Annotated in this window: 19 protein-coding genes; 6 read left to right on the forward strand and 13 right to left on the reverse strand. The window is 62.1% G+C overall.

Going from position 1 to position 21,930, the window contains the following annotated elements; translation table 11 throughout:
* The 3 genes from ASO19_RS00690 to ASO19_RS00700 all read right to left on the reverse strand — a co-directional run.
* On the reverse strand, positions 1 to 1,386 hold a 1,386-nt coding region (locus tag ASO19_RS00690), incomplete at its 3' end, for a filamentous hemagglutinin N-terminal domain-containing protein (RefSeq protein WP_146046897.1).
* Between the two features lie 5 nt (positions 1,387 to 1,391).
* Positions 1,392 to 3,179 carry a ShlB/FhaC/HecB family hemolysin secretion/activation protein gene (locus tag ASO19_RS00695; protein ID WP_103765198.1) on the reverse strand — a complete coding sequence of 596 codons (1,788 nt, stop codon included), beginning with the start codon at positions 3,177 to 3,179 and terminating at the stop codon, positions 1,392 to 1,394.
* Positions 3,180 to 3,240: 61 nt separating this feature from the next.
* Positions 3,241 to 3,810, reverse strand: coding sequence for an invasion associated locus B family protein (locus ASO19_RS00700; protein ID WP_258036056.1), 570 nt, complete (start codon positions 3,808 to 3,810; stop codon positions 3,241 to 3,243).
* Positions 3,811 to 4,146: 336 nt separating this feature from the next.
* Here ASO19_RS00700 and nadA point away from each other — a divergent pair, with 336 nt between their 5' ends.
* The 3 genes from nadA to nadC are packed head-to-tail and all read left to right on the forward strand — an operon-like array spanning position 4,147 to position 7,515.
* On the forward strand, positions 4,147 to 5,133 hold the full coding sequence (gene nadA, locus ASO19_RS00705) for a quinolinate synthase NadA (RefSeq protein ID WP_081563426.1): 987 nt from the start codon (positions 4,147 to 4,149) through the stop codon (positions 5,131 to 5,133).
* An 11-nt stretch (positions 5,134 to 5,144) separates the two neighbouring features.
* Entirely contained in the window at positions 5,145 to 6,611 is a 1,467-nt protein-coding gene (locus tag ASO19_RS00710) for an L-aspartate oxidase (protein WP_103765200.1), read from the forward strand.
* Positions 6,612 to 6,645: 34 nt separating this feature from the next.
* A complete protein-coding gene (gene nadC / locus ASO19_RS00715; protein WP_103765201.1) occupies positions 6,646 to 7,515 on the forward strand; it encodes a carboxylating nicotinate-nucleotide diphosphorylase in 870 nt (289 codons plus the stop codon).
* A 4-nt stretch (positions 7,516 to 7,519) separates the two neighbouring features.
* On the opposite strand, the gene gloB is transcribed toward nadC, so the two are convergent.
* On the reverse strand, positions 7,520 to 8,227 hold the full coding sequence (gloB, locus tag ASO19_RS00720; protein WP_219811866.1) for a hydroxyacylglutathione hydrolase: 708 nt from the start codon (positions 8,225 to 8,227) through the stop codon (positions 7,520 to 7,522).
* Between the two features lie 176 nt (positions 8,228 to 8,403).
* Here gloB and ASO19_RS00725 point away from each other — a divergent pair, with 176 nt between their 5' ends.
* Together ASO19_RS00725 and ASO19_RS00730 are read left to right on the forward strand one after the other, a co-directional pair.
* Positions 8,404 to 9,081: a phosphatidylserine decarboxylase gene (locus tag ASO19_RS00725; protein WP_043558376.1), complete on the forward strand. Its 678-nt coding sequence runs from the start codon at positions 8,404 to 8,406 to the stop codon at positions 9,079 to 9,081.
* Positions 9,082 to 9,092: 11 nt separating this feature from the next.
* Entirely contained in the window at positions 9,093 to 9,959 is an 867-nt protein-coding gene (locus tag ASO19_RS00730; protein ID WP_081562888.1) for a CDP-alcohol phosphatidyltransferase family protein, read from the forward strand.
* Here the strand turns inward: ASO19_RS00730 and ASO19_RS00735 are convergent.
* The gene (locus tag ASO19_RS00735) at positions 9,875 to 10,393 is read right to left on the reverse strand and encodes an NADH-quinone oxidoreductase subunit B family protein (protein ID WP_103765202.1); all 519 of its coding nucleotides are present in this window, start codon (positions 10,391 to 10,393) and stop codon (positions 9,875 to 9,877) included. The two genes, ASO19_RS00730 and ASO19_RS00735, sit on opposite strands and share 85 nt — an antisense overlap.
* A gap of 108 nt (positions 10,394 to 10,501) precedes the next feature.
* On the opposite strand from ASO19_RS00735, the gene ASO19_RS00740 reads away from it, so the two are divergent.
* Positions 10,502 to 11,491: a diacylglycerol/lipid kinase family protein gene (locus ASO19_RS00740; RefSeq protein ID WP_103765203.1), complete on the forward strand. Its 990-nt coding sequence runs from the start codon at positions 10,502 to 10,504 to the stop codon at positions 11,489 to 11,491.
* Here the strand turns inward: ASO19_RS00740 and ASO19_RS00745 are convergent.
* The 8 genes from ASO19_RS00745 to ASO19_RS00780 form a co-directional block, all read right to left on the reverse strand.
* Positions 11,415 to 14,288: a TonB-dependent receptor domain-containing protein gene (locus ASO19_RS00745; protein WP_248630608.1), complete on the reverse strand. Its 2,874-nt coding sequence runs from the start codon at positions 14,286 to 14,288 to the stop codon at positions 11,415 to 11,417. The genes ASO19_RS00740 and ASO19_RS00745 overlap by 77 nt on opposite strands.
* Before the next feature lie 95 nt (positions 14,289 to 14,383).
* Positions 14,384 to 15,823, reverse strand: coding sequence for an NADH-quinone oxidoreductase subunit D-related protein (locus ASO19_RS00750; protein WP_086431244.1), 1,440 nt, complete (start codon positions 15,821 to 15,823; stop codon positions 14,384 to 14,386).
* A 2-nt stretch (positions 15,824 to 15,825) separates the two neighbouring features.
* Positions 15,826 to 17,031, reverse strand: a complete 1,206-nt coding sequence (locus tag ASO19_RS00755) for a hypothetical protein (RefSeq protein ID WP_103765205.1) — start codon at positions 17,029 to 17,031, stop codon at positions 15,826 to 15,828.
* Positions 17,031 to 17,567 carry a hypothetical protein gene (locus tag ASO19_RS00760; RefSeq protein WP_043557906.1) on the reverse strand — a complete coding sequence of 179 codons (537 nt, stop codon included), beginning with the start codon at positions 17,565 to 17,567 and terminating at the stop codon, positions 17,031 to 17,033. The genes ASO19_RS00755 and ASO19_RS00760 overlap by 1 nt, the downstream gene beginning before the upstream one ends.
* Positions 17,564 to 18,427, reverse strand: a complete 864-nt coding sequence (locus ASO19_RS00765; RefSeq protein ID WP_146046898.1) for a hypothetical protein — start codon at positions 18,425 to 18,427, stop codon at positions 17,564 to 17,566. Before ASO19_RS00765 ends, ASO19_RS00760 begins: the two co-directional genes overlap by 4 nt.
* Before the next feature lie 5 nt (positions 18,428 to 18,432).
* Entirely contained in the window at positions 18,433 to 19,761 is a 1,329-nt protein-coding gene (locus ASO19_RS00770) for a hypothetical protein (protein WP_103791287.1), read from the reverse strand.
* A gap of 8 nt (positions 19,762 to 19,769) precedes the next feature.
* Positions 19,770 to 20,267, reverse strand: coding sequence for a DNA polymerase III subunit chi (locus ASO19_RS00775; RefSeq protein ID WP_086442027.1), 498 nt, complete (start codon positions 20,265 to 20,267; stop codon positions 19,770 to 19,772).
* Positions 20,268 to 20,379: 112 nt separating this feature from the next.
* Positions 20,380 to 21,897, reverse strand: a complete 1,518-nt coding sequence (locus ASO19_RS00780; protein ID WP_103765278.1) for a leucyl aminopeptidase — start codon at positions 21,895 to 21,897, stop codon at positions 20,380 to 20,382.
* Positions 21,898 to 21,930: the final 33 nt, after the last annotated feature.

Genomic DNA, 21,930 nt, shown 5'->3' on the forward strand with positions numbered 1-21,930 from the left:
ACTCAGCAGCGTCCCGCCTTGGTTGGAGAGCGTGCCTGCCGTCAGCGTCAGACCTTCGCTGGACTGGATCAGACCGTTGCTGTTGGAGATGTCACCGCCATGCAGCGTCAGGGACAGCGGACCATCGGCCGCGATCAGCTTCCCGCCATCATTCCTCAGCCCCGTCCCCTCAAGCGACACCGCCCCCTGTCGGCTCCCCAGCTCGCCGGAGTTCCGAACATCACTCCGTGCCTGTACGGTCAGGGGGCCAGCACTGGCCACGGCATGACCAGTGTTAGTGATGGTACCATCAGCTGCAAGCTGTATCTGACCGCCATACGCATACATGGTCCCGGCATTGGCAATGCCCTTGCCAGATGCCACACTCAGGGCCTGTCCTGCCTCCAGTACGCCCTGACTGGTAACCTGTACAGGACCGGCAGTATTTACGATCACCTGCCCCTGTGCCAACATGCGGCCGTTCAGAACCAGATTGCCCTGACTGTCCAAATGCATGTCCCCGGCATTGGAAGCCATCGTGCCATCCACCCGGACACCCGCCCCGGCCTCATTCACAATCAGATAGATGCTGTTGGCATACAGCCCGCCCATGGCGGCCGTATCCAGAGCCAGCTCGGGTTTCCGGCTTCCATCATCTACGAGAGGTTTAGCCTCATTTGTTCCATATACGACACGGTTTTTACCCAGTACGAGATTAGCCTTCTGCGCACCGACCGGACCAGCGATCCTGACATTTCGGGACAGAATGTCCAGTACCGGTACGGACGCAAAATCCGCCCCCTTCTCTCCAAACTGGACAGTCCCACCATGTATGGAGAAGGCCTGTACACCACCTCGTGCATTGAACTCCAGATGTCCGGTCGTCAGGGTGACACGTGATGTATTGATGAAACCGCAGCCATTACAGGTCAGACCATTGGGATTGGCGATGATGACGGCGGCCTGTTTTCCTGCAACTTCCGTATAACCAAGAATGTGACTGGGCAGTGGGCCCGTCACCTCGTTCAGGACCGTCTCGGCGGCCCGCCCGTGCAGGTTGGTGTTGCCCAGTATGACACCACCAATCTTTGTCTGGGCATTGCGTGTCGCATTGTTCAGGATCAGTCCTCGCTCCGAAACGTTGTAGCTCCGGAACATGTTATGAGAGACCCCTGCCCCGTTTGGTGACACGATGTTGATCTGATCTATGCCATTCTGGGTTCTGTCCAACTCGGGATGCAGACCATGCGCAGAATTGTCCACCACAATCTGGGGCGCAGCCTGCTGTGCCACAGCCTGTGTGATAGTGGAAGCCATCAGCAGGACCACGGCACAGAACAGGTTGACCATCTTCTGCACGAAAGAAAAAGTGAACTGCCTGTCGCACTGAATCACCGGCCGTTCCATACCACTCACATCCGTACCCCTGCATTGAAAAACGTGATCAGTCCCTCTGCTGGCAAAGCTCCCCGGGCAATGGCGTGTGTCAGGACCACATCCCAGAAAAGCAGGCCGTCCGTCTTGCGAACGCCCAACCCCACACCGGCCATCTCTCCCCCCTTCAGGACGGCTGGCGTGGCTCTGGACTGAAAACCGGCCCGGACCACGCCAAAATCCAGTGCGCCATAGATCTGCACACCTTTCAGAAGGCCCCTACACACGCCCGTATAGGCTCCACATTTCATGGCATTCGTCGGCGGTGACCAAGCGACATCATTACGCATATAGCCACCATTGTTACCGATGAACTCCTGCTCCAGAAAACCCCGGACGGTATAGGGGCCGCCTACCTGGAGCTCATTGGTCGGGTTCTGGTCATGGGAGCTGATTTCCGCATGCATGGTGGTGTGCCATAACCAGCGGGGCGCAAAAGGAACGTAGCCGTCGATATCCAGCGTGGGTTTTACGTAGGCCGTGTGTGGCTCATCCCGGGCAGGGTCAGGATAATAGTTCCATGTTCCCGCCCCATCAAGGCCGATTTTCACTCCACCCGTGATGTACCAGCTACTGGCCAGTATCTTGAGCGATTCACTTATGTTCGCATTCACATAAGCCTGCCGTCCGCTCTGACTGAATATGCTGGTATGATTGACCTGAGACCCGAACGTTTTCCGCTCGAACGAAACCTGTCCCGTTGTCACCCCCACGCTGTTGCGCCAGAGCGTACGGGAAAATCCGACCTGCCAGTCAGTCCGGGATCCATTCAGATGATAGAGTTCGGTCCCTGCCCGCAACGGATAGGCATCCTGCGACTGCCACCATGAACCAAACACCGTCCAGTATCCGAAGGGGACCGACCCATTGGCTGACAGGAAAGACGTGCCTCTGGCTCCATGATCCGGCCCACGCAGGGAATGGTCATATTCCACGGACCACATGTCGAGCAGTCCCAGCAGGTTTTCGGCTATCAGCAGAGCATGACCTACCGTGCGCCCCGTCACTTTCTGACCATTGTTATCTGCCCAGAACTGGCCATGCAGGATGCCTCTGGCCGGAGCGTTCACCACCACACGTGAGGCCCCGGCATCCGCACCGGGCGTGATTTTCATCTGGGCACCAAAATGCGGCAGACGATTCATCTGCTCCACGCCCTGCTCCAGATCCCTCAGGTTGAGGATGTGCCCCTTCAGTCCGGGGAAGGCCACGCCCGGCACCAGCCTGCGGCTGCGCCCCTGCATGTCCACACCCTCGAGCCTGCCTTCCACCACGACAACGGAAAGCTCACCGCTGCTCAGCTTCTGCTCTGGCAGATAGGCACGGGATGTGATGTAGCCCCTACTGACATATGCCTCGTTGATCCTGTTGATGAGGCCATTGAGGTCACTCACGCCAAGGCAGCGTCCCTCAAAATCGGATGCGACATGCCTCAGACTTCCAGCGGAAAGGTGCCTGGCTCCGGTAATGCTCACCCTGTGAATGAACATGCAGGCCCGTGACGCACCCTGTGGGGTCTCCTCGGGGTGCACCTTCACATTAGCGACAGGCGGTGGAAGAGAATCCAGCTGCTGCTGGTGCTGACGGAAACGCTGGAACTGGTCCTGCGAAGACCCTGGCCCCGCTCCTAGCCCCGGAATGATCGGAGGAGCTTCCGCCAGAGCCGGAGCGGCTCTCACGCTGCCCGCCTGCACTGCTCCCACGGCCAGCACCGCCCACAGACAGCCTGCCACAACCCAACGCCACGCCCTAGACACCTCGGGCATTAGCTCACACCACAGAAATCACGAGACCCGCCCACGACCAACCTGCTCCAATATCCGTTTTTCAGCGATAAAAAGGAGAATGTTGTATCCAGCCATCAATCTGCTGCATCGCCGCAGAAGCTCCATCCAGAGCGAAATTGATCGTCAGCGTCCCTTCTGAAACCTTGTCCACCATGATGTGGCCCGTCTGCCCTCTGGCAAACTGCTCCGCCTGCACTGCAGACAGGTCCGCCGAGGCCATGCAGCCTGTCGAGATGCAGGACTGCCACTGCAGACGGACGGGACTCTGCCCCTCCACGGCGATACGGGCATCCGTCTTCAAGGAAAGAGCAAGAGGAACCATGGCCGTTACACGCCACGGACGCCCTGCAATAGGCTTCCTGTCGACATCTTCAGTTGCCCGAGCCAGTATGACAGCCCCCAAGGGTTCTGCCTTGCCCCCATCTCCCCGCATCATGAGACTCTGCTGCATCAGACAGAACTGTGGCCCCTTGGCTGGACTGTTCGGCGGGAACACACAACGATAGCCCCACTCACCAACCGTTCCGGACATGACGACAGGTGACGGCTGTGCCGTATCAGCCGCACAGGCGACGGAAAGCCCTGCCACAGTCAACGCTGAAAGCACCATAATTTTCAATGACTGTTTCATTATCGACCCGACCACATCCATCCCCTGACTATTCTGCTCTTACATAGAATCCAAAATATCGCCGCCTTTATATACTGTTACTGTTGAAAAAAAATTAAGAAATATTTTTTTAACTTTTGCGACACTGCCTGCACATCGACGTGTCTCGGCATAACAGCAGCCTCTGCCCAGTCACTCCCATCCAGAATACGCTCCCGAAAGAACGGTACGATCTTTCCTCCCGACACACCCGGAGCAGAAACCCCTTGGCATGGTCTCCAGCAGGGCCTATATTATGCTCATAGTGAGTATAACCTTGGTAAGGACCTCTCCATGATGCAGGGCATTGCCCCCTCTCCGTCCCGCGCTGCGCTGTACAGCCCCGTGGCCTCCCTCATGGCCCGGCAGGACTGGGACCGGCTTTTTGCAGATGACATCGAGGCCATTCTCGAGCTGAAGCGCAAGCATAATGCCGTCATCCTCGCCCATAATTATCAGACGCCAGAAATCTTCCACTGCGTGTCCGACATCCGGGGGGACAGTCTGGCTCTGGCCCGTGAGGCCCAGAATCTGGAACAGGATGTCATCATCATGGCGGGCGTCCATTTCATGGCCGAAACGGTCAAGCTGCTGAACCCCACGAAGACCGTCCTCATCCCGGACGAACTGGCAGGCTGCTCCCTGGCCGAAGGTATCACGGCGGAAAATGTCCGCACCCTGCGGGAACGCCACCCCGGCGTGCCGGTCGTTACCTATGTGAACAGTTCCGCTGCCGTAAAGGCCGAGACAGACGTCTGCTGCACGTCCGGCAATGCACGCCGTGTCGTGGAAAGCCTTGGCGTACCGGAAGTCATCATGATCCCCGATGAATTCCTTGCCCGGAACATCGAGCGGGAAACCGGCATCAAGATGCACACATGGTCAGCCCGCTGCGAAGTCCATGAACGGTTCACCCCGCAGGAAATCCGCCAGTACCGGCGGATGCATGGCCCGCTCCATATCATTGCACATCCGGAATGTTCACCCGATGTCGTGGCGGAAGCCGACCATGCCGGGTCCACAGCCAGCATGATGGACTACATCGCCCAGCATAAACCTGAAAAGGTCATGCTCATCACCGAATGTTCCATGAGCGACAACCTCGCCGCCATGCACCCGCAGACCGACTTCATCCGTCCCTGCAATCTCTGCCCGCACATGAAGCGCATCACCCTGAAGAACATCCGTCAGGCTCTGGAAACCATGAGCACCGAAGTCACCATCCCGGCTGACCTTCAGGAACCGGCCCGCCGCTCCGTCGAGCGGATGCTGGCCATCAAGTGAAGGACCGTCCCATGCAGGGACATGCCCTTTCCCGCCACGCAGGCTGGCCAGTCATCATCGGGGCCGGGCTGGCTGGCCTCATGGCGGCTCTGGAGATGGACGGCCCCTGCGTGCTGCTTGCTCCCTCCTTCACAGGGGAAGGAACATCCAGCACCCTGGCCCAGGGCGGCATGGCAGCGGCGGTCGGTCCCGGGGACAGTCCGGCCAGCCACGCCGAGGATACACTCAGGGCCGGTGCCGGTCTGTGTGATCCGGCCATCGTGCAGCGCATCACCGAGGCAGGACCGGGTGCCGTGGAAACGCTCCTGCGGCTTGGCGTGCCCCTGGCCCATGATGGAAAGGGGCAGCTTTCCCTCCATCTGGAAGCTGCCCACAGCCATGAGCGGATTGTCTTTGCCGGTGGCGACCGGAGCGGGCAGGTCATCCTTCAGCATGTTCTCCAGCAGGCCCGGGAAAAGGACACCATCCACTGGCTACAGGCCACGCTGGAAGGGTTCCACGCCCCTGATGGGACAGTGCAGGGTGTATGGACATCCGCCGGGTTCATCCCCACACGGCACTGCATTCTGGCCAGCGGCGGCTGCGGCGGGCTGTATCAGCACACGACCAGCCCGCTCTCCAACCGGGGTACGACACTGGCTCTGGCCGCACGAGCAGGAGCCACTCTGCGGGACATGGAATTCACACAGTTTCACCCTACGGCCCTCGTCTCACCGGGCCAGACAGGCCGCCTCTCCCTCATCAGTGAGGCCGTGCGGGGAGCCGGAGCCGTACTGCGTCTGGATGACGGCCACCGTTTTACGGAAGAACTCGCCCCCCGTGATGTCGTCAGCCGGGCCATCGCTGCCCAGCTGCGGGAAGGACGCACCGTTTTTCTGGATGGACGCTCCCTGCCGGGTGCCCCCTTCAGCGCACGTTTCCCCGGCATCACGCAGGCCTGCCGAAAAGCCGGTCTTGATCCGGACACCCAGCTTCTCCCCGTCCAGCCCGCCATGCACTACCACATGGGCGGCCTGAAAGTGGACCAGACAGGCCGCACGACCCTGAAGGGATTGTGGGCCTGCGGAGAGGTCGCCTGTACCGGCCTTCATGGTGCCAACAGGCTGGCCAGCAACTCCCTGCTGGAGGCTCTGGTCTGCGGGCAATGGGCAGGGCGGGACGTCAACACCAGCCGGAACGATGGAACAGCTCCCCCTCCCGCCACGGTACCGGCACGCCCCACCTTCACGACGGACTGGCCTTTCCGGGCTGAAATGCAGCAGCATCTCGGCATTCTCCGCACCCGCACAGGACTGGAAAATTTTCTGGAACGTACCCTGCCACTGGCCCGCCAGAATCTCTGCGCCCTGACTGCCTCCTTCATCGGCTGGGCCGCCCTGAACCGCCCGGAACAGAGAGGGGCACACTGGCGGGAAGACACGCCCGGTCTTCAGCTGCCCCGTCACATCGACATGCAGCTGACCGACCTGCCCCTGTAACCTCCTTCCATCCAGCACCAGGAGACCTATCATCATGGCCCTTGAGACGCTTTTCCTGCCCGACCTGCTCTGGGAACCGGTCATCAGCAACGCCCTGCGGGAAGATTTCGGCACAGGTGGCGACGTCACCACGCAGGCTCTCATGCAGGGCCAGCCCACACTTCGGGCCTCCTTCGTCGCCCGGCAGGATGGACGGCTGGCCGGACTTCCCGGTGCCCGTCTGGCCTTCACGCTTCTGGATGGCCGGACCCGTTTCACACCCTTCAGACAGGAGGGCGACCGCATCACCCGTGGCGACGTTCTGGCCGAGGTGGAAGGCCCGGCCAGCGCCGTGCTGGGCGGGGAACGTGTGGCCCTCAACCTGCTGTCCCATCTCAGCGGAATCGCCACCACCACGGGCCAGATCGTGGATGCCGTGGAAGGTACGGGGGTCAGCATCTGCTGCACCCGCAAGACGCTCCCCGGCCTGCGTGCCCTACAGAAATATGCCGTCCGGGCTGGTGGTGGCAGCAATCACCGCCACAGGCTGGATGATGCCATCATGCTCAAGGACAATCATCTGGCTCTTTTCGGCAGCAACATCCCCGCCGCACTGGCCGCTGCCCGCCAGCGGGCCGGACACCTCATGAAGATCGAGCTGGAAGTGGACTCCCTCGCCCAGCTTGCCGAGGCGCTGGACTGCCCCGACGGGCCGGATGCCTACCTGCTGGACAACATGACCCCCGCCATGCTGCGTGAGGCCGTGAACATGATCGAAGGCCGGGCCATTGCCGAGGCCTCCGGCGGCATCACGCCCGACACGGCCCACAGCATTGCCGAAAGTGGCGTGGACATCCTCTCCCTCGGCTGGCTGACCCACAGCGTGAAAGCACTGGATATCGGGCTGGACATCCGCACGGCCTGACAACTCAGAACTGGTCTTTCTGCTTCCGCAGGCGGGCCAGTTCTTCCGGCGTCCGGGCCATGAGGAACGGGTTGGTCTGCCGCTCCACGCCCAGCGGAACAGGCACCGAGGGCCGCCCTTCCGCCCGGAGCTGCGCCACTTCTGCCCTGCGGGCCTCCAGCGCAGGGATGCTTCTGCCCAGTGAGGCAATGAATTTCAGGTTCCCCTGCGTGTATTCATGGCCGGGGCAGAGAAGTGTCCCGTCCGGCAGATCATCAAACTGGCGGAAGCTGGCAAAAAGCTGTTCCGCAGTCCCCTCGAACAGGCGGCCACTCCCACCACTGAACAGCGTATCCCCACTGAAGAGGGCCGGGGTTCCACCCTCCAGCGCATAGCAGAGGTGATCCAGCGTGTGACCCGGTGTGGCCATGACACGGAATGTCAGCCCGGCCACCTTCACCTCATCACCATCCTTCAGCGGGTGATCGACACCTGCCACATCCGCTGGACCATAAACCGGCACGTCGTGGCGCCGTGCCAGTTCTGCCGCCCCACCGACATGATCGCCATGATGATGGGTCAGCAGGATGGCAGCCGGAGCCTCTTCCCCCAGCACCGCCTCTGCTGGCCCGGCTTCACCGGGATCGATCACCACCCAGGGGTGCCCCTCCTTACGGACGAACCAGATGTAATTATCCTGAAAGGCGGGAACCGGCCTTATCTCCACACTCATGAAACCTCTCTCCAGACGAGGTTATCCCGCAGGAAACAGCGGGATAACGGAAGCCATGCCTCCAAGATGGCCCCTGCCACCTTTCCCTGCAAGCACACACCCAGCCCTGACCACGCCCTCCCCATCCCCGTCACGAAATACTTGACCCATCCAGCAGGTGACGTATGAGTAATCTCATGTCACTGATCAAATCTCTCAAACTCGTCCTTGCTCCGCCGCACCGTGCGGCAACACCCTTTCTGGGCATCGGCCTTCTGGCTGGTGTGTTCGGGCGGGCCACGCCATGGCGGCTGACACGGGCCCTGGGGACAGCAGGCTTTGCGTTCACAGGCTTCTGCCTCTATTTCTTCCGCAACCCACGGCGGACGTCTCCACAGGGTGAAGGGCTCGTCCTCGCCAGTGCGGATGGACGTGTGACAGGTGTTTCCATGGTCCCGCCGCCGGCTGCCCTGGAGATGGGCAGTGAGCCGGTCTGGCGTGTTTCGACCTTCCTCTCCGTACTGGATGTGCATGTAAACCGTATGCCCGTCAGTGGGACAGTCACGAAAATTGCCTATCATGCAGGCAAATTCCTCAATGCCAGCCTGGACAAGGCCTCCGAACATAATGAACGCAACGAACTGCGCGTAACTCTCCGGGATGGCCGCCAGGTGGCCGTCGTGCAGATCGCCGGGCTGGTCGCCCGCCGTATTCTCTGTGATGTGAAAGAAGGTGAACAGGTGCAGGCCGGGGAGCTGTTTGGCCTCATCCGCTTTGGCTCCCGCACGGACATCTACCTGCCACCGGGTATCACCCCCGATGTCCTGGAGGGACAGACGATGATCGGAGGCGAGACGGTCATAGCGAAGCTCTGAGGGCCAGACATATGCAGAAGCCATCTTCCGACACGGCCATGGTGCATAGATACCGGCGCAAGCGGCGCCGGGTCCGTGGGCTTTCCTTCAACCGGCTTGTCCCCAACATCCTGACGATGCTGGGCCTCTGTGCGGGGCTGAGCGCCATCAAATTTTCCATGACAGGCCATTTTACCCATGCAGCCGGGGCCCTGCTCATCGCTGCCTGCATGGATGGGCTGGACGGACGCATCGCCCGCCTGCTGAAGGGGACATCCCGTTTCGGAGCTGAATTTGACAGCCTGTCGGACTTTGTCTGCTTCGGCGTCGTGCCGCCCTTCATCCTCATGCTCTGGGCTCTGCCTGCCACGCAGCGGCTGGCCTTCATCCCGTTCATTCTTTTCACGGTCTGCATGGCCCTGCGGCTGGCCCGCTTCAACTCCGCACTGGACGACGATACGGCACCGGAATATGCCGCCAATTTCTTCTCCGGCGTGCCCGCACCGGCAGGGGCAGGGCTTGCACTGTTCCCGGTCTTTCTGGGGCTGGAAGCCAAGCGCAACAACCTGACAGGCATCGAGCATTTCGCCCACTCCCCATGGCTGGCCGCTGGCTGCCTGATCGTCACCGCCCTGCTGCTGGTCTCCACCCTGCCGATCTGGTCCTTCAAGAACTTCAAGGTGCCATCACGCTATATTCTGCCCATGCTGGTCGGCGTCGGTGCCTATGCCGCCATTCTGGTAACAGAACCATGGGGCGCTCTGGCCGCAGCTGGTGTCCTCTATCTCGTCATGATCCCGCTCTCCCGCCGGTCTTACTGGCGGCTGCGGCGTGAGGCAGAAGATGCGTGGGAGCCCGTGGGAGATGAACCACCCTCTGCCAGCTCCACCAACGCCTGAAGAATGGATGCGGGCGACGGCGGGCAGCCAGGAATGGACCCATAGACCCGGCTGAGCGCATGGAGGCCACCCAGCGTGGCGTATGTGTTCTTCCACAATCCACCATCATGGGCGCAGTCTCCCACAGCCACGAGGCTGCGTCCTGCGGGCATGGCCTCCCACGCACTGGCCAGATCGCCTGCGCAGGAGCGTGTCACAGAGCCGGTGACAAGGAGCCAGTCCGCATCCTCCGGATGCTGGACCCTCTGAAACCCGCTCCCTCCCAACGGGTAGGCGCTGCTTCCCAGAGACACCAGTTCCATCGCACAGCCTTCGCAGCTTCCCGCCTCAAGCGTGAACAGCCTGATGCGCCGCCCCTGCCGCCTCACGGAGCGGGGGCGCCATTTCTGTACATCCAGAAAAGCAAGCATCATGGTCAGGGGAGCTGACTGCATGGCAGATGTGATCCTCACAATGGGAACAAAACAGCAGAACCTGTAACAGAAGGTTCATGCCGGGCACTATATAGTGTCCCGGCCCAGAGTGAAGTACCCTCCCCCGCCATGCACCCACCATCCTCCTCACCGCACCCCCATCCCCGCAGAGCACTGCTCATCATCAACCCGACAGCGGGGCATCACTCTCCCCGGCGGCAGGCCGCCTTCGTGAAGCATCTGGAACAGGCCGGGCTGGACGTGCGTATCATGGAAACCCGCTACCGGGGCCATGCTGCGGAGATCGTGAAAATCCACCTGCCAGAAGCGGACCTCATCATTGCCGGTGGAGGGGATGGAACGATTGCCGAAATTGCCCACGCCATGCTGGGCCAGCCCTGCCCTCTGGCCCTCTGGCCCGTCGGATCAGCCAATGTGCTGGCATTGGAGCTGGGCGTCCCCTTCCATGACGCCCGCAACGCCACCCTGATCGCCAGCGGGCAGACCCGCACGCTCTGGCCGGGCTGGCTCACCACAGAAGGACAGGCCAGCCCAACCCTGTTCCTCCAGATGGTCGGGGTCGGCCCCGATGGCTGGGTGGTGCAGCAACTCTCCACGGCCCTCAAGAAACGGATCGGCCGGGCCGCCTATGCCGTCACCGCCCTGCGCCTGCTGTCCACCTATCCCTTCCCCGCATTCGAGACAGACGTGGATGGCCGATGCTACCAGTCCCGCCTCACCATCATCTCCAAAGGGCAGCTTTATGGCGGTCCGTTCCGGCTGTTCCGCCACAACCACCATGAAGAGGCCGCCTTCTCCGTCTTCATGCTGCACCGGCTGCACCCGCTCTGCCTGCTGAAGCAGGCATGGGCTTTCCTCTGCCGGAACGACTGCACCACCCCGGCCTTTTCCTTCATCCGGGGGCGGACCATCACCTGCCCCGGCAGCCAGCCCGTTCCTGCCCAGAGTGATGGGGACTTCAGAGGAACAACGCCGCTCCACATCACCAGCGCACCAGCTCCCCTGACGGTCATCTGCCCGGCTAGAAATCAGCCCCCATCTGGAGAAAGAAACTTCTTCCGGCAATGTAGCCTGAATATTGGGAAAAGGCGGTATTGAAGGCCCCATCCGGCACGAAGGGTGGCCGACGGTTGAACAGGTTGCTGATACCTCCCATCAGCTGGAACTGGTGCCACGTCCCTGACACCGTCACGTCATGCAGGATCGTTCCTCCCACGTGGGTTCGCCCGGATGTGGCCGGGTCAAGATCACGGTGCCCGTCATTCATCCTCATCCCGCTGATGAGGCGTGTCATCCAGATGAGGCTGACATGGTCATGCCGCCATGTCGTGCTGATGTAATGCTGCTCCCGTGGTCGGCCACTGCCATTCAGATAGAGCAGACGCCCCGTATAGTCCTGCCAGCTCCCGTTACGGGTCAGCTTCTGCCTGTAATTCAGAAGATACTGGGTGTTTTCATGAAGGCTCAGCTGGTCCCTGTCGCCCAGGGGCAAGCTGTAATGCAGGCTGAAATCCAGACCATCCGTCTTCAGGGCACCGACATTCTGCGGCAGGGCCTTGATGGCCGTGATCTGCCCGCTGCTGGAACGGGGCAGGATGGCACCACAGAAATCCGGCTCGCTGCCAGTGTAACATCCATCCAGAAGCGTCTGCGTGCTGAGGGTCGAGATCATGTCCCGCAGGCTGTAATGCCAGTAATCGACAGAGAGCCGCAACGCCCTGAGAGAGCGGGGCGTGATGTCCATACCGACCGTTGCCGTACGTCCATATTCCGGCCCCAGCCGAGGATTGCCACCGGAGAGGGTCGGCAGCTGCCCGACCAGTGAAGAGGTGAAGCTGGCCGGGTTGATTCCTTCCTTCTGGCACCGTGCCTGCACCGCTCCCGCACGGCTGCCATAGCTTCCCACATGGGCGCAGGGATCGGATGCAGAAGCATAGCTCAATGTCTGGCCGCCATAGACATCATACAGCCCCGGCTGCCGGAACGAGGTGCCCAGCGTCCCCCGGAAGGCCACATCCTGAACCGGTGCCCAGTGCAGGCCGGTCTTCCAGTTCAGCGGTGTTCCGTAATGACTGTATGAAGAGACACGGCCCTGAAGGTCAACCGTCAGGTCCCGGGCCAGTGGCGCACGCCGCAGCAGGGGAAGCTGGATTTCTCCATAACCCTCCGAAACGGTGAACCCACCGCCCGTATAGGCCCCCGCCGCCCCTGTGGACGCCCCCTGCGCCACGAGGGCATCAGGGTGATAGCTCAGCTGCTCCCCCCTATGTTCCATGCCTGCCGCCACCCCGACCGGCCCGCCATACATCCACGGCAGGGCAAAGAGATGCGGGTTCCGCAGGCGCAGCATCGTGTCCCGCAGCTGATAGGTGGCCCGGTCCTTCTGGGTGAACCGGACATGATCCTTCGCCTGCTGGCTGTAAGGCGCAAAAGGATTCTGCAGCACGCAGCCCTGCGCCGCCTGGCATATGCCCGGGTCATAGACCACGGGACTGCGGGAATCCATCACATCCAGCTGTCTCGTCCCTGTCGTTTCCAGCAGGTTGCGGTAATTGATCATGTCCTGCGTGTGAGAGGACAGATGGCTGCGCCCGTAGGTATAGGAGAGGTCATAATCCCACCCGGCTCCCAGCTGTCCTTTCAGGCCGGGCAGGAAGGTCCATGTATCAGTGTTGATGTGATTGCGCCGTGGCCCGACATCTTCCATCCGCTTGATGATGGACGCATCCCGCTCCCACGGATTGTACGGACTGGCCGCCGGCAGCAGCCATGAAGACGGCAGTGTGGATGGCGGGACACTCCCCTGCACCGGCGCTGGCGACTGGGTCCGTTCCACGAGCGTATGGCTGTATCGCATGGTGCCATAGAGCGTCACGAACCGGGAAAACCGCTCATGGGCATCAAGAGAGGCCGTGCCGTCATCATGGCGGTTCATGATCGTGGAATAGCGGGCAAAATTGTACAGATCGTCCCTGGTGAAGCGGCGGAAGCCGCCCTGCCCGTCCGGCACCATCTTCTGCCCCGTCTGCGGATTGATGAGCACGCCGGAAGGAATGATGGACGACCCGTAACTGGGGCTGCCCGTGGCCGGATTGTCATTCTGTGGCAGGGCTGACCAGCTGCGGTCCCGGTTATAGATGGGGCCGGTCGTGCTGTAGCTGCCCGCCAGCGTGACGTTGCCCCGCCCCTCATCAAAATTCATGCCGTGATAGGCGGAGACCTCGCCACCCCGGGCATCCCCGGCCTGCGCAATGCTCCCCCGCATGGTGATGTTGCTGCCCGTGAGGTCGTGCCGCAGATGGATGTTGATGACCCCCGCCACGGCATCCGCCCCATACAGGCCGGACCCGCCATCCTTGAGAATTTCCACCTTCTCGATCTGCTGCAACGGGATGGTGTTGAGGTCTACACATTCGGACCCGGCATTGAGGGTCGCCCTGTGCCCGTCAATCAGCACAAGCACCCGCCCCTGCCCCAGATTCCGAAGGTCCGTGCAGGATGCCCCCTTGCCCCCGTTGGTCAGGCTGTTCGGCGAACCGGATGAGCCGATGGAAGGCATCCTTTGCAGATAGTCCCCCAGAGACGTCACGGCACTGCGCTGTATCTCCTTCCCCGTGATGGTCTGCACGGGATTGGGGGATGTCTTCCGCCCACCCTGAAGGTAAGACCCTGTGACCGTCAACTGCTCGATTGACTGGAAACGGGCCTGTGCTGCCTGATGTGCTGGTCCGTTGCCCCTGTTTCGAGAATGTTCTGGTGCTGAGGGGGTTTTCACCGTCCCGGCCGTCTCAGGCTCCGCCACTGGCGGTTGGGCCTGCGCGGGCAGCACCGTCAGGACCGGGCAGACCAGCCCTCCACCCAGCATGAGGGCAACGCCCTGTCTGATAAACCGCACAGCCCCTCACACAACGCATGATGAATCTTAAATCATATTTTATATGTTATAATATAACATCATGACGGATGCCAGAGCTTTTCAGGCAGGCCATCTCACAAGGCAACTCCGGCGGGCGACAGGCCCAGAGATACCAGCGCAAGCCCCAGCTGTTCCGGCTCATGCCCTTCCAGCACGGAACCCAGCACGGCCAGAAGAGGCACAAGCGGATCCCGTATCTGCACACTGGCCAACCGTCCCTCCTTCAGCACGACATGGTACCAGACATCTCCTCGGGCTCCCTCGGCCACGCCCAACCCTTCATCAGTACGGGGCATGGCCTGGCGCTCACTCTCCGCACCATAATCGGCGACAATACACTCCATGATTTTCAGGGCTTCCTGACTTTCTGCCAGACGCTGCCGACTGCGTGCCCAGGCATCCCCTTCATGACGCCCAGCCCCACCCATCGCCCGCGTGCGGACACCCTCATCCATGTAGCGCATGTCCAGATACCGCCCACTGGCCCGGCCAATCACCCCACCCAGCGCATAATCCCACGCCAGTTCTGTCGGCACGGTGGCTATGGTCTTCAACCGTCCATCCGACAAACGGGCCAGCTGTCTGATCTGCTCCAGCCGTGGGGCCACCCCCTGCACCACGGCCTGAACAAACGGAATCATCGCATCAACGCCACTGCTTCCCTCCAGCCTGATGCTGTCTGTCAGACGGCGGGACAGACCATGCGCCGTACAGAGGCCCGCAAGATGCTCCCGGGCATGGTCGCACAGGCTCGCCATCAGGCCAGCACCAGCCTGATGGGCCGTCTGCGCCAGATCAAACAGATGCAGCCCCAGCCGCTCCACCTCCAGCAAAATGAGCCGTCTGTCCCGCTCCCGTGGGTCTATCTGGCGATTTTCTGCCTGCTCCAGCGCCCGGACGAACGCCAGAGGATGGGCCACAAACCCACCTGCTGAAATCCGGGCCACCAGCGGCATGGCCTCCTGCGGTGTCAACCCGACCAGACGGGACAGGACACCACGATGGCCAGCCGCAATCTGCACCTCCACCTGCTGCATCACACCGTCGGCCAGCACATAATCCACACCCAGCAGGCCCGGTATGGCCGTACGGAAGGGCGCAATCCTGCATCGTGGCAAAGGCTGCCCCGTCCCCTCGCTGACAGGCAGGGGACGGGCAGACAATGGCGCCGCAAGGGACCAGCTGCCATCATCCAAAGCCGGACTGTCATCCAACGCAGACCAGGCCTCCACACCCCAGAGGTCCCTGGCCATACGCTCCCCCCACTGGGCCGCCGGGAAATACTGCGAGGCTGCCTGATAACGCCCCTGCACCACCGCTGTACTGAGCAGCAAAGGCTGCTCACCCTGTAACAGGAACAGGGCCGTGGCCCATTCCTCATCCGCCCAGAAACCCAGCAGGGACATCAGCCGGACATTCTGCTGCAACAGATGCAGCCAGCCCTCCGCCGTCACACGGTAATGAAACAGCCCGACACGCTCCCCTTCGGGCAGGACGACTGATCCTTCCGTCATGTTCAATGTCCTTTCAGGTCAGGCAAGGGAGGAACCAGCATGCCTCCCCAGACCAGCAGCGCAACGGCCAGCAGGGCCAGAAGAACCAGCAGCAGAAGGAGCTCCCGCATCACCCAGCCACCACGCTGCCAAACGGCCAGAACACCCTGCGGCATGGTTTCCAGCTCCAGATGCCGGAATCCCAGCATCACACAGGCCAGCAGCCCAAGCAGGGCCGGCCAGCCCAGCAGCGGCGCCATGACAGCCAGTACGATCATGATGACGGGCAGGACCATCTGCACCGGCAGGGCAGCCACACCTCCCAGAAGCAGGCCATCACATCCCAGCCGCAGGGCCGTGGCGAGCAGGGCGCCCCCATAAAGCAGGAGAAGGCATGGCATCTGCCCTGTTCCCGCAGCCAGCACGCCCAAACCCGTCATCCATGAAAGAAGTGGAAAACTGCCCTGTCGCCCCAGAAACGTGCCTGCCAGAGCCAGCAGTCCAGCCACCACCATGAGGTGCCGCATGAAAGGGGTCACGGCCAGCAACGCCATAAGAAACAGCGGAACAAAACGCAGCCCCGCATCCAGCAGGACCAGCTCTGCCCGGCTGGACACGGCACTCCCCAACCCCGCCATCATGCACAACCCTGTCAGCGCCAGAACCTGCCCAACCTGGGCTGCACTCTCGCTGCTGGAAAACACACCCCCTCCCTGCATCACTGCAAAGCCAAGCCCCGCCAGTATCAGGCCACTCAGCCGCAGACGGACCACCTCCCAGGCAGGCATGGCCCGCCGGGTTGCCCGGCCATCCCACCAGGCCAGCAGGACAGTCCCGGCACCATCAAAAAACAGGGCTGCCAGAGGGGGGCGCAGCAGAAGCCCCATAAACACGCAACCTGTTACCAGAAAGGGCAGATAGACGCTCATCCCTTCCCTGAAGGACGCCGTCCCCGTGATCGGTTCAGTTCTGCCCCGCAGAACAAAGAGCAGCGCCGGTACACAGGCCTCCATGGCCAGACAGACCTCCTGTCCCCACGTCATGCCGGACGAACAGCCCAACAGGGCCAGGCCACTGAGACCCAATCCCAGCCGTGCCATGAAGCTGGCCTGATCGGGCCGGCGTGAAGCCCACAGGACCCAGACCACCAGAAACGGCCAGCACATCAGCCCGAACAGCACAGGAGACGCAAACAGTCCGGAAGAGAAAGACGCGGCAGCCAGCATCATCACCCTTCCTCCACCCGCAACCAGGCCAGCCGGGGCAGAAGCACAAGTGCCAGGAACACCATGACCGCCCAGAGTGCCACAGCCGTCACGAACAGCCCCCATGAAGGCAGGATGGCCGCCATCACCATGAGGCCATCCACAGCCATGATCAGCCCGCAGAACTGGGCCAGAGCCACACCACAGGCTGCTGCACACAAACCGGCCAGCACCAGACCGATGCCAAAAGTCGGCACCAGTCCGAGACCTGCCCCAAAGAAAGCCAGAACAACCTGAAGGAGCAATGTCATCACGACAGGCAGCAAACCCCGCCCACTGGCAAGGAGACGCCCTTGCTGGCCAACAGCAAAATGCCGCACGAGCCCCCACAGGATCAGATTGAAGACCGGCAGCAGCAGGGCACAGAGACCTGCCAGCCCTCCCGTACCGGATGTCCCCGCAATGATGGCGCAGAACCCGCCATAAAGCGGCAGCCAGCGACCATCCCGCCCCAGCCTCAGCAGAACGAATACCAGTGCGCAGGCAAACCCGGCCATCATACGGCAAACCTCCCGGCGAGCGCCATCAACCCGGCCAGCCCCAGCAGAAGGGCCACAAACCGTCCATGCCGTCTCATGCCTGTCATCTGCCCCAGAGCTACCAGAACACTCCCCCCCACGAACCTGACAGACAGCCCGAGAACTCCCCCCGGCCCCTCCAGACCAAACAGGACAGGCAGCAGAAGATCCCCCAGAAGCAGCGACCAGCCAGCATGATACACGCCCACGATCACCTGTCGCTGATCCCGTGCCAACCGGCCAACAGGCTGGCCCCTCGCCACCATGTCATCAGCCAGTGTCTGGCGATCCGGCAGGGAGGTCGTCAGGGCCAGCGCCACGGCACAGCAGAGGGCTGTCCCAGCCAGACTGGACCCCGGTGCCGCCAGCAAAAGCTGCTGCACACCCCGCAGGCCGGTCACACCCGGAGCCGCCAGCACGATGAAAGCTTCTGTCAGACAGAGGACCAGGCAGCAGCGTCCATGCATCCACCAGAGCGGCCCCGGGACAGCCCAGAAAGCGCCAGCCAGCAGAACACTCCCCATCAGCAACGGGTCCGCCAGCCATGCACCCATCACGGCACCGACATCCGGCATGACGATGGACAAACCGGCCAGACAGAGCAGCACCAGCAGCCCCAGAGCCAGCATCAGCCCATCCTCCAGCGGCAGGCCATGCCGCAGGGTCAGCCGCCAGAATGCAGCCATCCGGCCATATCTCTCCCGCAATGGTGCCACAGCCCTGCCAACCAGCAGGGCCGGAACATCCTCCCCCAGCCAGAACATTGCCGGCAGGAGAAGCAGGATCACGGCCAGCTGAAGGCTCAGCTCCAGCAGAACACGAAGGCCAGAAAGCAGAACCATGCCCATCATTGCGCCAGCCCCATGACAACCAGCACCCCCCCCAGAAAGACAAGCCAGAAAACTGCTTCCGGCTCCTGCACAGGGAGAAGGGACAGAATCTCCCTTGCGGAAAGACGAACACTGCGAACCTGCCGCTGCCCCCGCATCAACCACCGCCGCAGGCCCCGGGGACGGACAGGCTGTGCCTGCATGTAAGGCTGGAGACTACCCAGCATGGGGCTGCTCCCTCCATCCCGTTGCAGGCCAGCATCCGGCCCATCACGCCAGCGCCCACGGGACAGGCAGAACCAGAGAGGCAGCAGGCCCGCCCAGAACAGCGGCAGAGCCATCAGACTGCCATCACCACCGGACAGGCCATACAACCAGGCCGCCCAACCCGCACCATGGCCCGTCATCCAGCCTGCCACCATGCCACAGGCCGAAGGCAGCCCCATGGCCAGAAAGAGACCCCATATCCAGGACCGGCGGCGCTCCTCTGGCAGGACGGCCGCACCTTCACCCAGCAGCACCATGCCATCCCCACAGGCAAGCCCCATGATGGCCACCCCCAGCAAACAGCCCACCACGGTCCATCCTTCCGTACTGCTGCTCAACCCCAAAGCCGCATGAAGACCAACCCACCCTACGACAAATCCCGGCAACGGCGGAGCTGGCAACAGCAGCAGGGCCGCCCGGTGCCAGATCACAGCCAGAGACTGACAGACAAGGTCCAGCAGAAGCGCAAAAAGGGCACCCTCCACCCCAAGGTCCATGCCCTGTTGGCGTGAAATTTCCACAATGCCCAACAGAAGCACGGGCCGCACCAACCGACAGTGCCGATACAGGGAGAGCCGGTCCGGCCACGCCCCGGCCAGAAGACATACCCCCGCCAGACCGACAGCGGCCAGAACCCACCCCAGAGGATGCAGAGCAGCCAGCCCATGCCCCAGCCCCAGCAGCAGGAACAGGGCGACCAGACGGGCCGCCCCATCGCTGCCGGCCCGGCCCGCAGCCCAGAGACAGACGGCCATCAACCCCACGCCCCCTGCCCCATCAGGCAGCAGACCATACCCAACCAGCGCCGGAATCCCCCAGACGGGCTGAAAAACGGTCCCTCCTCCCATGAGGGTGAGCGACACGGCCACCAGACAGGCCGCCGCCCCCACATGGTGCGAGACTGCCAGCGCCAGCATGGCCACGACCATGCCTGCCATGTGGCAGCCGCCCCGCCGCCAGAGAGCCAGTGGCACGGAACGCCAGAGCCCGCTGACAAAAATGCGGACATGCCTCTCCCCACAGAGCAGCACGGCCATAAAAACCAGCAGACAGACCATGAAAGGGTCATGAAACGACATGTCCGGCTTTACCCTGCCCTTCTCCAACCTCTGGCGTCCTGCTGCCAGTATGTCAGGCGGTATCCGGCCTGTTTCATCTCTTTCCAGCGCAGACGGGCCTGCTGGACGGCGTCCCCGTCATGCCCGTTGAACAGGTCGAAAATCCTCCTGAACCCCGTCAGCGCCCCATCCCAGGCCCCATTCATGCGGAACAGGAAGGCGCCGCCATTGGGTAATTCATCACACGCTGTCAGCCAGACAGGCTGGCGGTCCGCATGGCCCATCGCACGGCTGCCATGTGGCAGCCAGACACCGGCAGGCGTGGCCCACAGGGCCTCGTCCAGCATCTTGACCTGCCCGGCATCCTGACAGCGGATCACGGCACGCTCGCCAGCCTCAAGCGTCCGGTTCAGCAGGGCAGGCAGGGCGGCTTCAAAAGACGTCCGTGTCAGATGATAGAACCCCACCTGCACGTCCTGCGGCGGATACACCCTGTGCGTGACCAGCCCATCAGACGGCTCCTGCATGTCATGCCTCTTTCATGAAAAGCCCTTGCCGGTTTCCTTTCCCACAGGGGGGAAACCAGCAAGGGCCAGCCCGGACATGCCCCCCTGCGGGGACTGCCCGTCTCTCCATCCCTCAGTGCCGGGACGTTCTCTCCTGATGCAACCGGACAAACCGGTCCAGCAGCCGTACACCAAACCCACTGGCACCTTTAGGGGTAATGGCAGAAGCCTGCTCTGCCCACGCTGTGCCGGCGATATCCAGATGAGCCCAGGGTGTATCCCCGACAAAACGCTTCAGGAATTCGGCTGCCAGAATGGAACTGCCCGGCCGTCCCCCGATGTTCTTCATGTCGGCAATATCGGAATCAATCCGGCGATTGTAAGAAGCCCCCATCGGCATGCGCCACAGGGTCTCACCGCTTTCCTCACCAGCCTGGGCCAACGCACTGGCAAGCTGGTCATCATTGCTGAACAGCCCAGCATGATCGCTGCCCAAAGCCACGACAATGGCCCCTGTCAGCGTGGCCAGATTGACCATCAGGGCCGGTTCAAAAGTCTGCCGTGTGTAGGACAGGAGATCCGCCAGAACGAGACGCCCTTCCGCATCAGTATTCAGCACCTCGATGGTCTGCCCGCTATGGCTTTTCACGATGTCACCCGGACGTTGGGCCGCCCCGGAAACCATGTTTTCCACAAGGCCGACAACCCCCACGGCATTGACCGGTGCCTTCCGGCGGGCCAGAGCGCTCATCACGCCCACAACAGCGGCAGCACCGCCCATGTCCATCTTCATTTCATCCATGCCAGCAGCGGGCTTGATGGAAATGCCACCGGAATCAAAGGTCACACCCTTGCCGATGAAGGCCAGCGGCGCACTGTCAGTCCCGGCAGCCCCCCTATGCCGCATGATGACGGTGAAAGGCGGCTTCTCGCTGCCCTGCGCCACGCCCAGCAGGGCCCCAAAGCCAAGCTCTTCCATCCGGGCACGGTCCAGCACCTCGACCTCCAGCCCCAGAGATTCCAGCTCTTTGATGCGCTGTGCAAATTCCTCCGGGAAAAGGACATTGGCGGGCTCGTTGACGAGGTCTCGCGTCAGGAAAACACTTCTGCCAAGCCCTTCCAGCTCCTTCCAGCCTGCCCGGGCCTCTGCCAGCTGTCCAGCATCAGGCAGGACCACATGCAGTGCCTGAAGGGCCGGTGTCCTGCTGCTTACCGTTCTGTAACGGTCAAACCGATAGCTGCCCAGCTGGGCACCCAGGGCGATTTCCGCCGCCAGCGGCGCCTGCCCGGCTTCCAGCAGCAAGGCAGCGTCCTGCGCCTCGACACCGCTGGCCTTCAGCAGTTTCACAGCCTCACCCCCGGCACTCCGGGCCGCCGTCCCAACACTCTGCGGCTCATCATCCGCCGGGGCGCAGCCCAGAAGGTGGAACTGCGCCACAGCCGCTGATGGAGCTGTCAGGCTGAGAGTCTGTCCGGCCTTGCCAGAGAAGTCCCGCAAGGAAACAGCACGGGACAGGGCACCGCCCAGGGCCTCATCATGCTGGCGGAACACGGCACCCTGTGCAAACTCCGCTCCATGACAGAGCAGAACAGCGGAAAGGCCATTACCATCTTCCGGGCGGGCTGCTGCTGTAAAAGAAATATCGATCATGATCATCCTGTTTCATTCTTCTGGCAGGCCCCA

This window comes from Parasaccharibacter apium (assembly GCF_002917995.1).
GTDB lineage: Bacteria > Pseudomonadota > Alphaproteobacteria > Acetobacterales > Acetobacteraceae > Bombella > Bombella apis.

Excerpts from the sequence above, each read along its gene's own strand:
- ASO19_RS00695 (WP_103765198.1), bottom strand. The coding sequence starts at position 3,179 with ATGCCCGAGGTGTCTAGGGCGTGGCGTTGGGTTGTGGCAGGCTGTCTG.
- ASO19_RS00700 (WP_258036056.1), bottom strand. The coding sequence starts at position 3,810 with ATGGTGCTTTCAGCGTTGACTGTGGCAGGGCTTTCCGTCGCCTGTGCG.
- nadA (WP_081563426.1), top strand. The coding sequence starts at position 4,147 with ATGCAGGGCATTGCCCCCTCTCCGTCCCGCGCTGCGCTGTACAGCCCC.
- ASO19_RS00710 (WP_103765200.1), top strand. The coding sequence starts at position 5,145 with ATGCAGGGACATGCCCTTTCCCGCCACGCAGGCTGGCCAGTCATCATC.
- nadC (WP_103765201.1), top strand. The coding sequence starts at position 6,646 with ATGGCCCTTGAGACGCTTTTCCTGCCCGACCTGCTCTGGGAACCGGTC.
- gloB (WP_219811866.1), bottom strand. The coding sequence starts at position 8,227 with ATGAGTGTGGAGATAAGGCCGGTTCCCGCCTTTCAGGATAATTACATC.
- ASO19_RS00725 (WP_043558376.1), top strand. The coding sequence starts at position 8,404 with ATGTCACTGATCAAATCTCTCAAACTCGTCCTTGCTCCGCCGCACCGT.
- ASO19_RS00730 (WP_081562888.1), top strand. The coding sequence starts at position 9,093 with ATGCAGAAGCCATCTTCCGACACGGCCATGGTGCATAGATACCGGCGC.
- ASO19_RS00735 (WP_103765202.1), bottom strand. The coding sequence starts at position 10,393 with ATGCAGTCAGCTCCCCTGACCATGATGCTTGCTTTTCTGGATGTACAG.
- ASO19_RS00740 (WP_103765203.1), top strand. The coding sequence starts at position 10,502 with ATGCACCCACCATCCTCCTCACCGCACCCCCATCCCCGCAGAGCACTG.
- ASO19_RS00750 (WP_086431244.1), bottom strand. The coding sequence starts at position 15,823 with ATGACGGAAGGATCAGTCGTCCTGCCCGAAGGGGAGCGTGTCGGGCTG.
- ASO19_RS00755 (WP_103765205.1), bottom strand. The coding sequence starts at position 17,031 with ATGATGCTGGCTGCCGCGTCTTTCTCTTCCGGACTGTTTGCGTCTCCT.
- ASO19_RS00760 (WP_043557906.1), bottom strand. The coding sequence starts at position 17,567 with ATGATGGCCGGGTTTGCCTGCGCACTGGTATTCGTTCTGCTGAGGCTG.
- ASO19_RS00765 (WP_146046898.1), bottom strand. The coding sequence starts at position 18,427 with ATGGTTCTGCTTTCTGGCCTTCGTGTTCTGCTGGAGCTGAGCCTTCAG.
- ASO19_RS00770 (WP_103791287.1), bottom strand. The coding sequence starts at position 19,761 with ATGTCGTTTCATGACCCTTTCATGGTCTGTCTGCTGGTTTTTATGGCC.
- ASO19_RS00775 (WP_086442027.1), bottom strand. The coding sequence starts at position 20,267 with ATGCAGGAGCCGTCTGATGGGCTGGTCACGCACAGGGTGTATCCGCCG.
- ASO19_RS00780 (WP_103765278.1), bottom strand. The coding sequence starts at position 21,897 with ATGATCGATATTTCTTTTACAGCAGCAGCCCGCCCGGAAGATGGTAAT.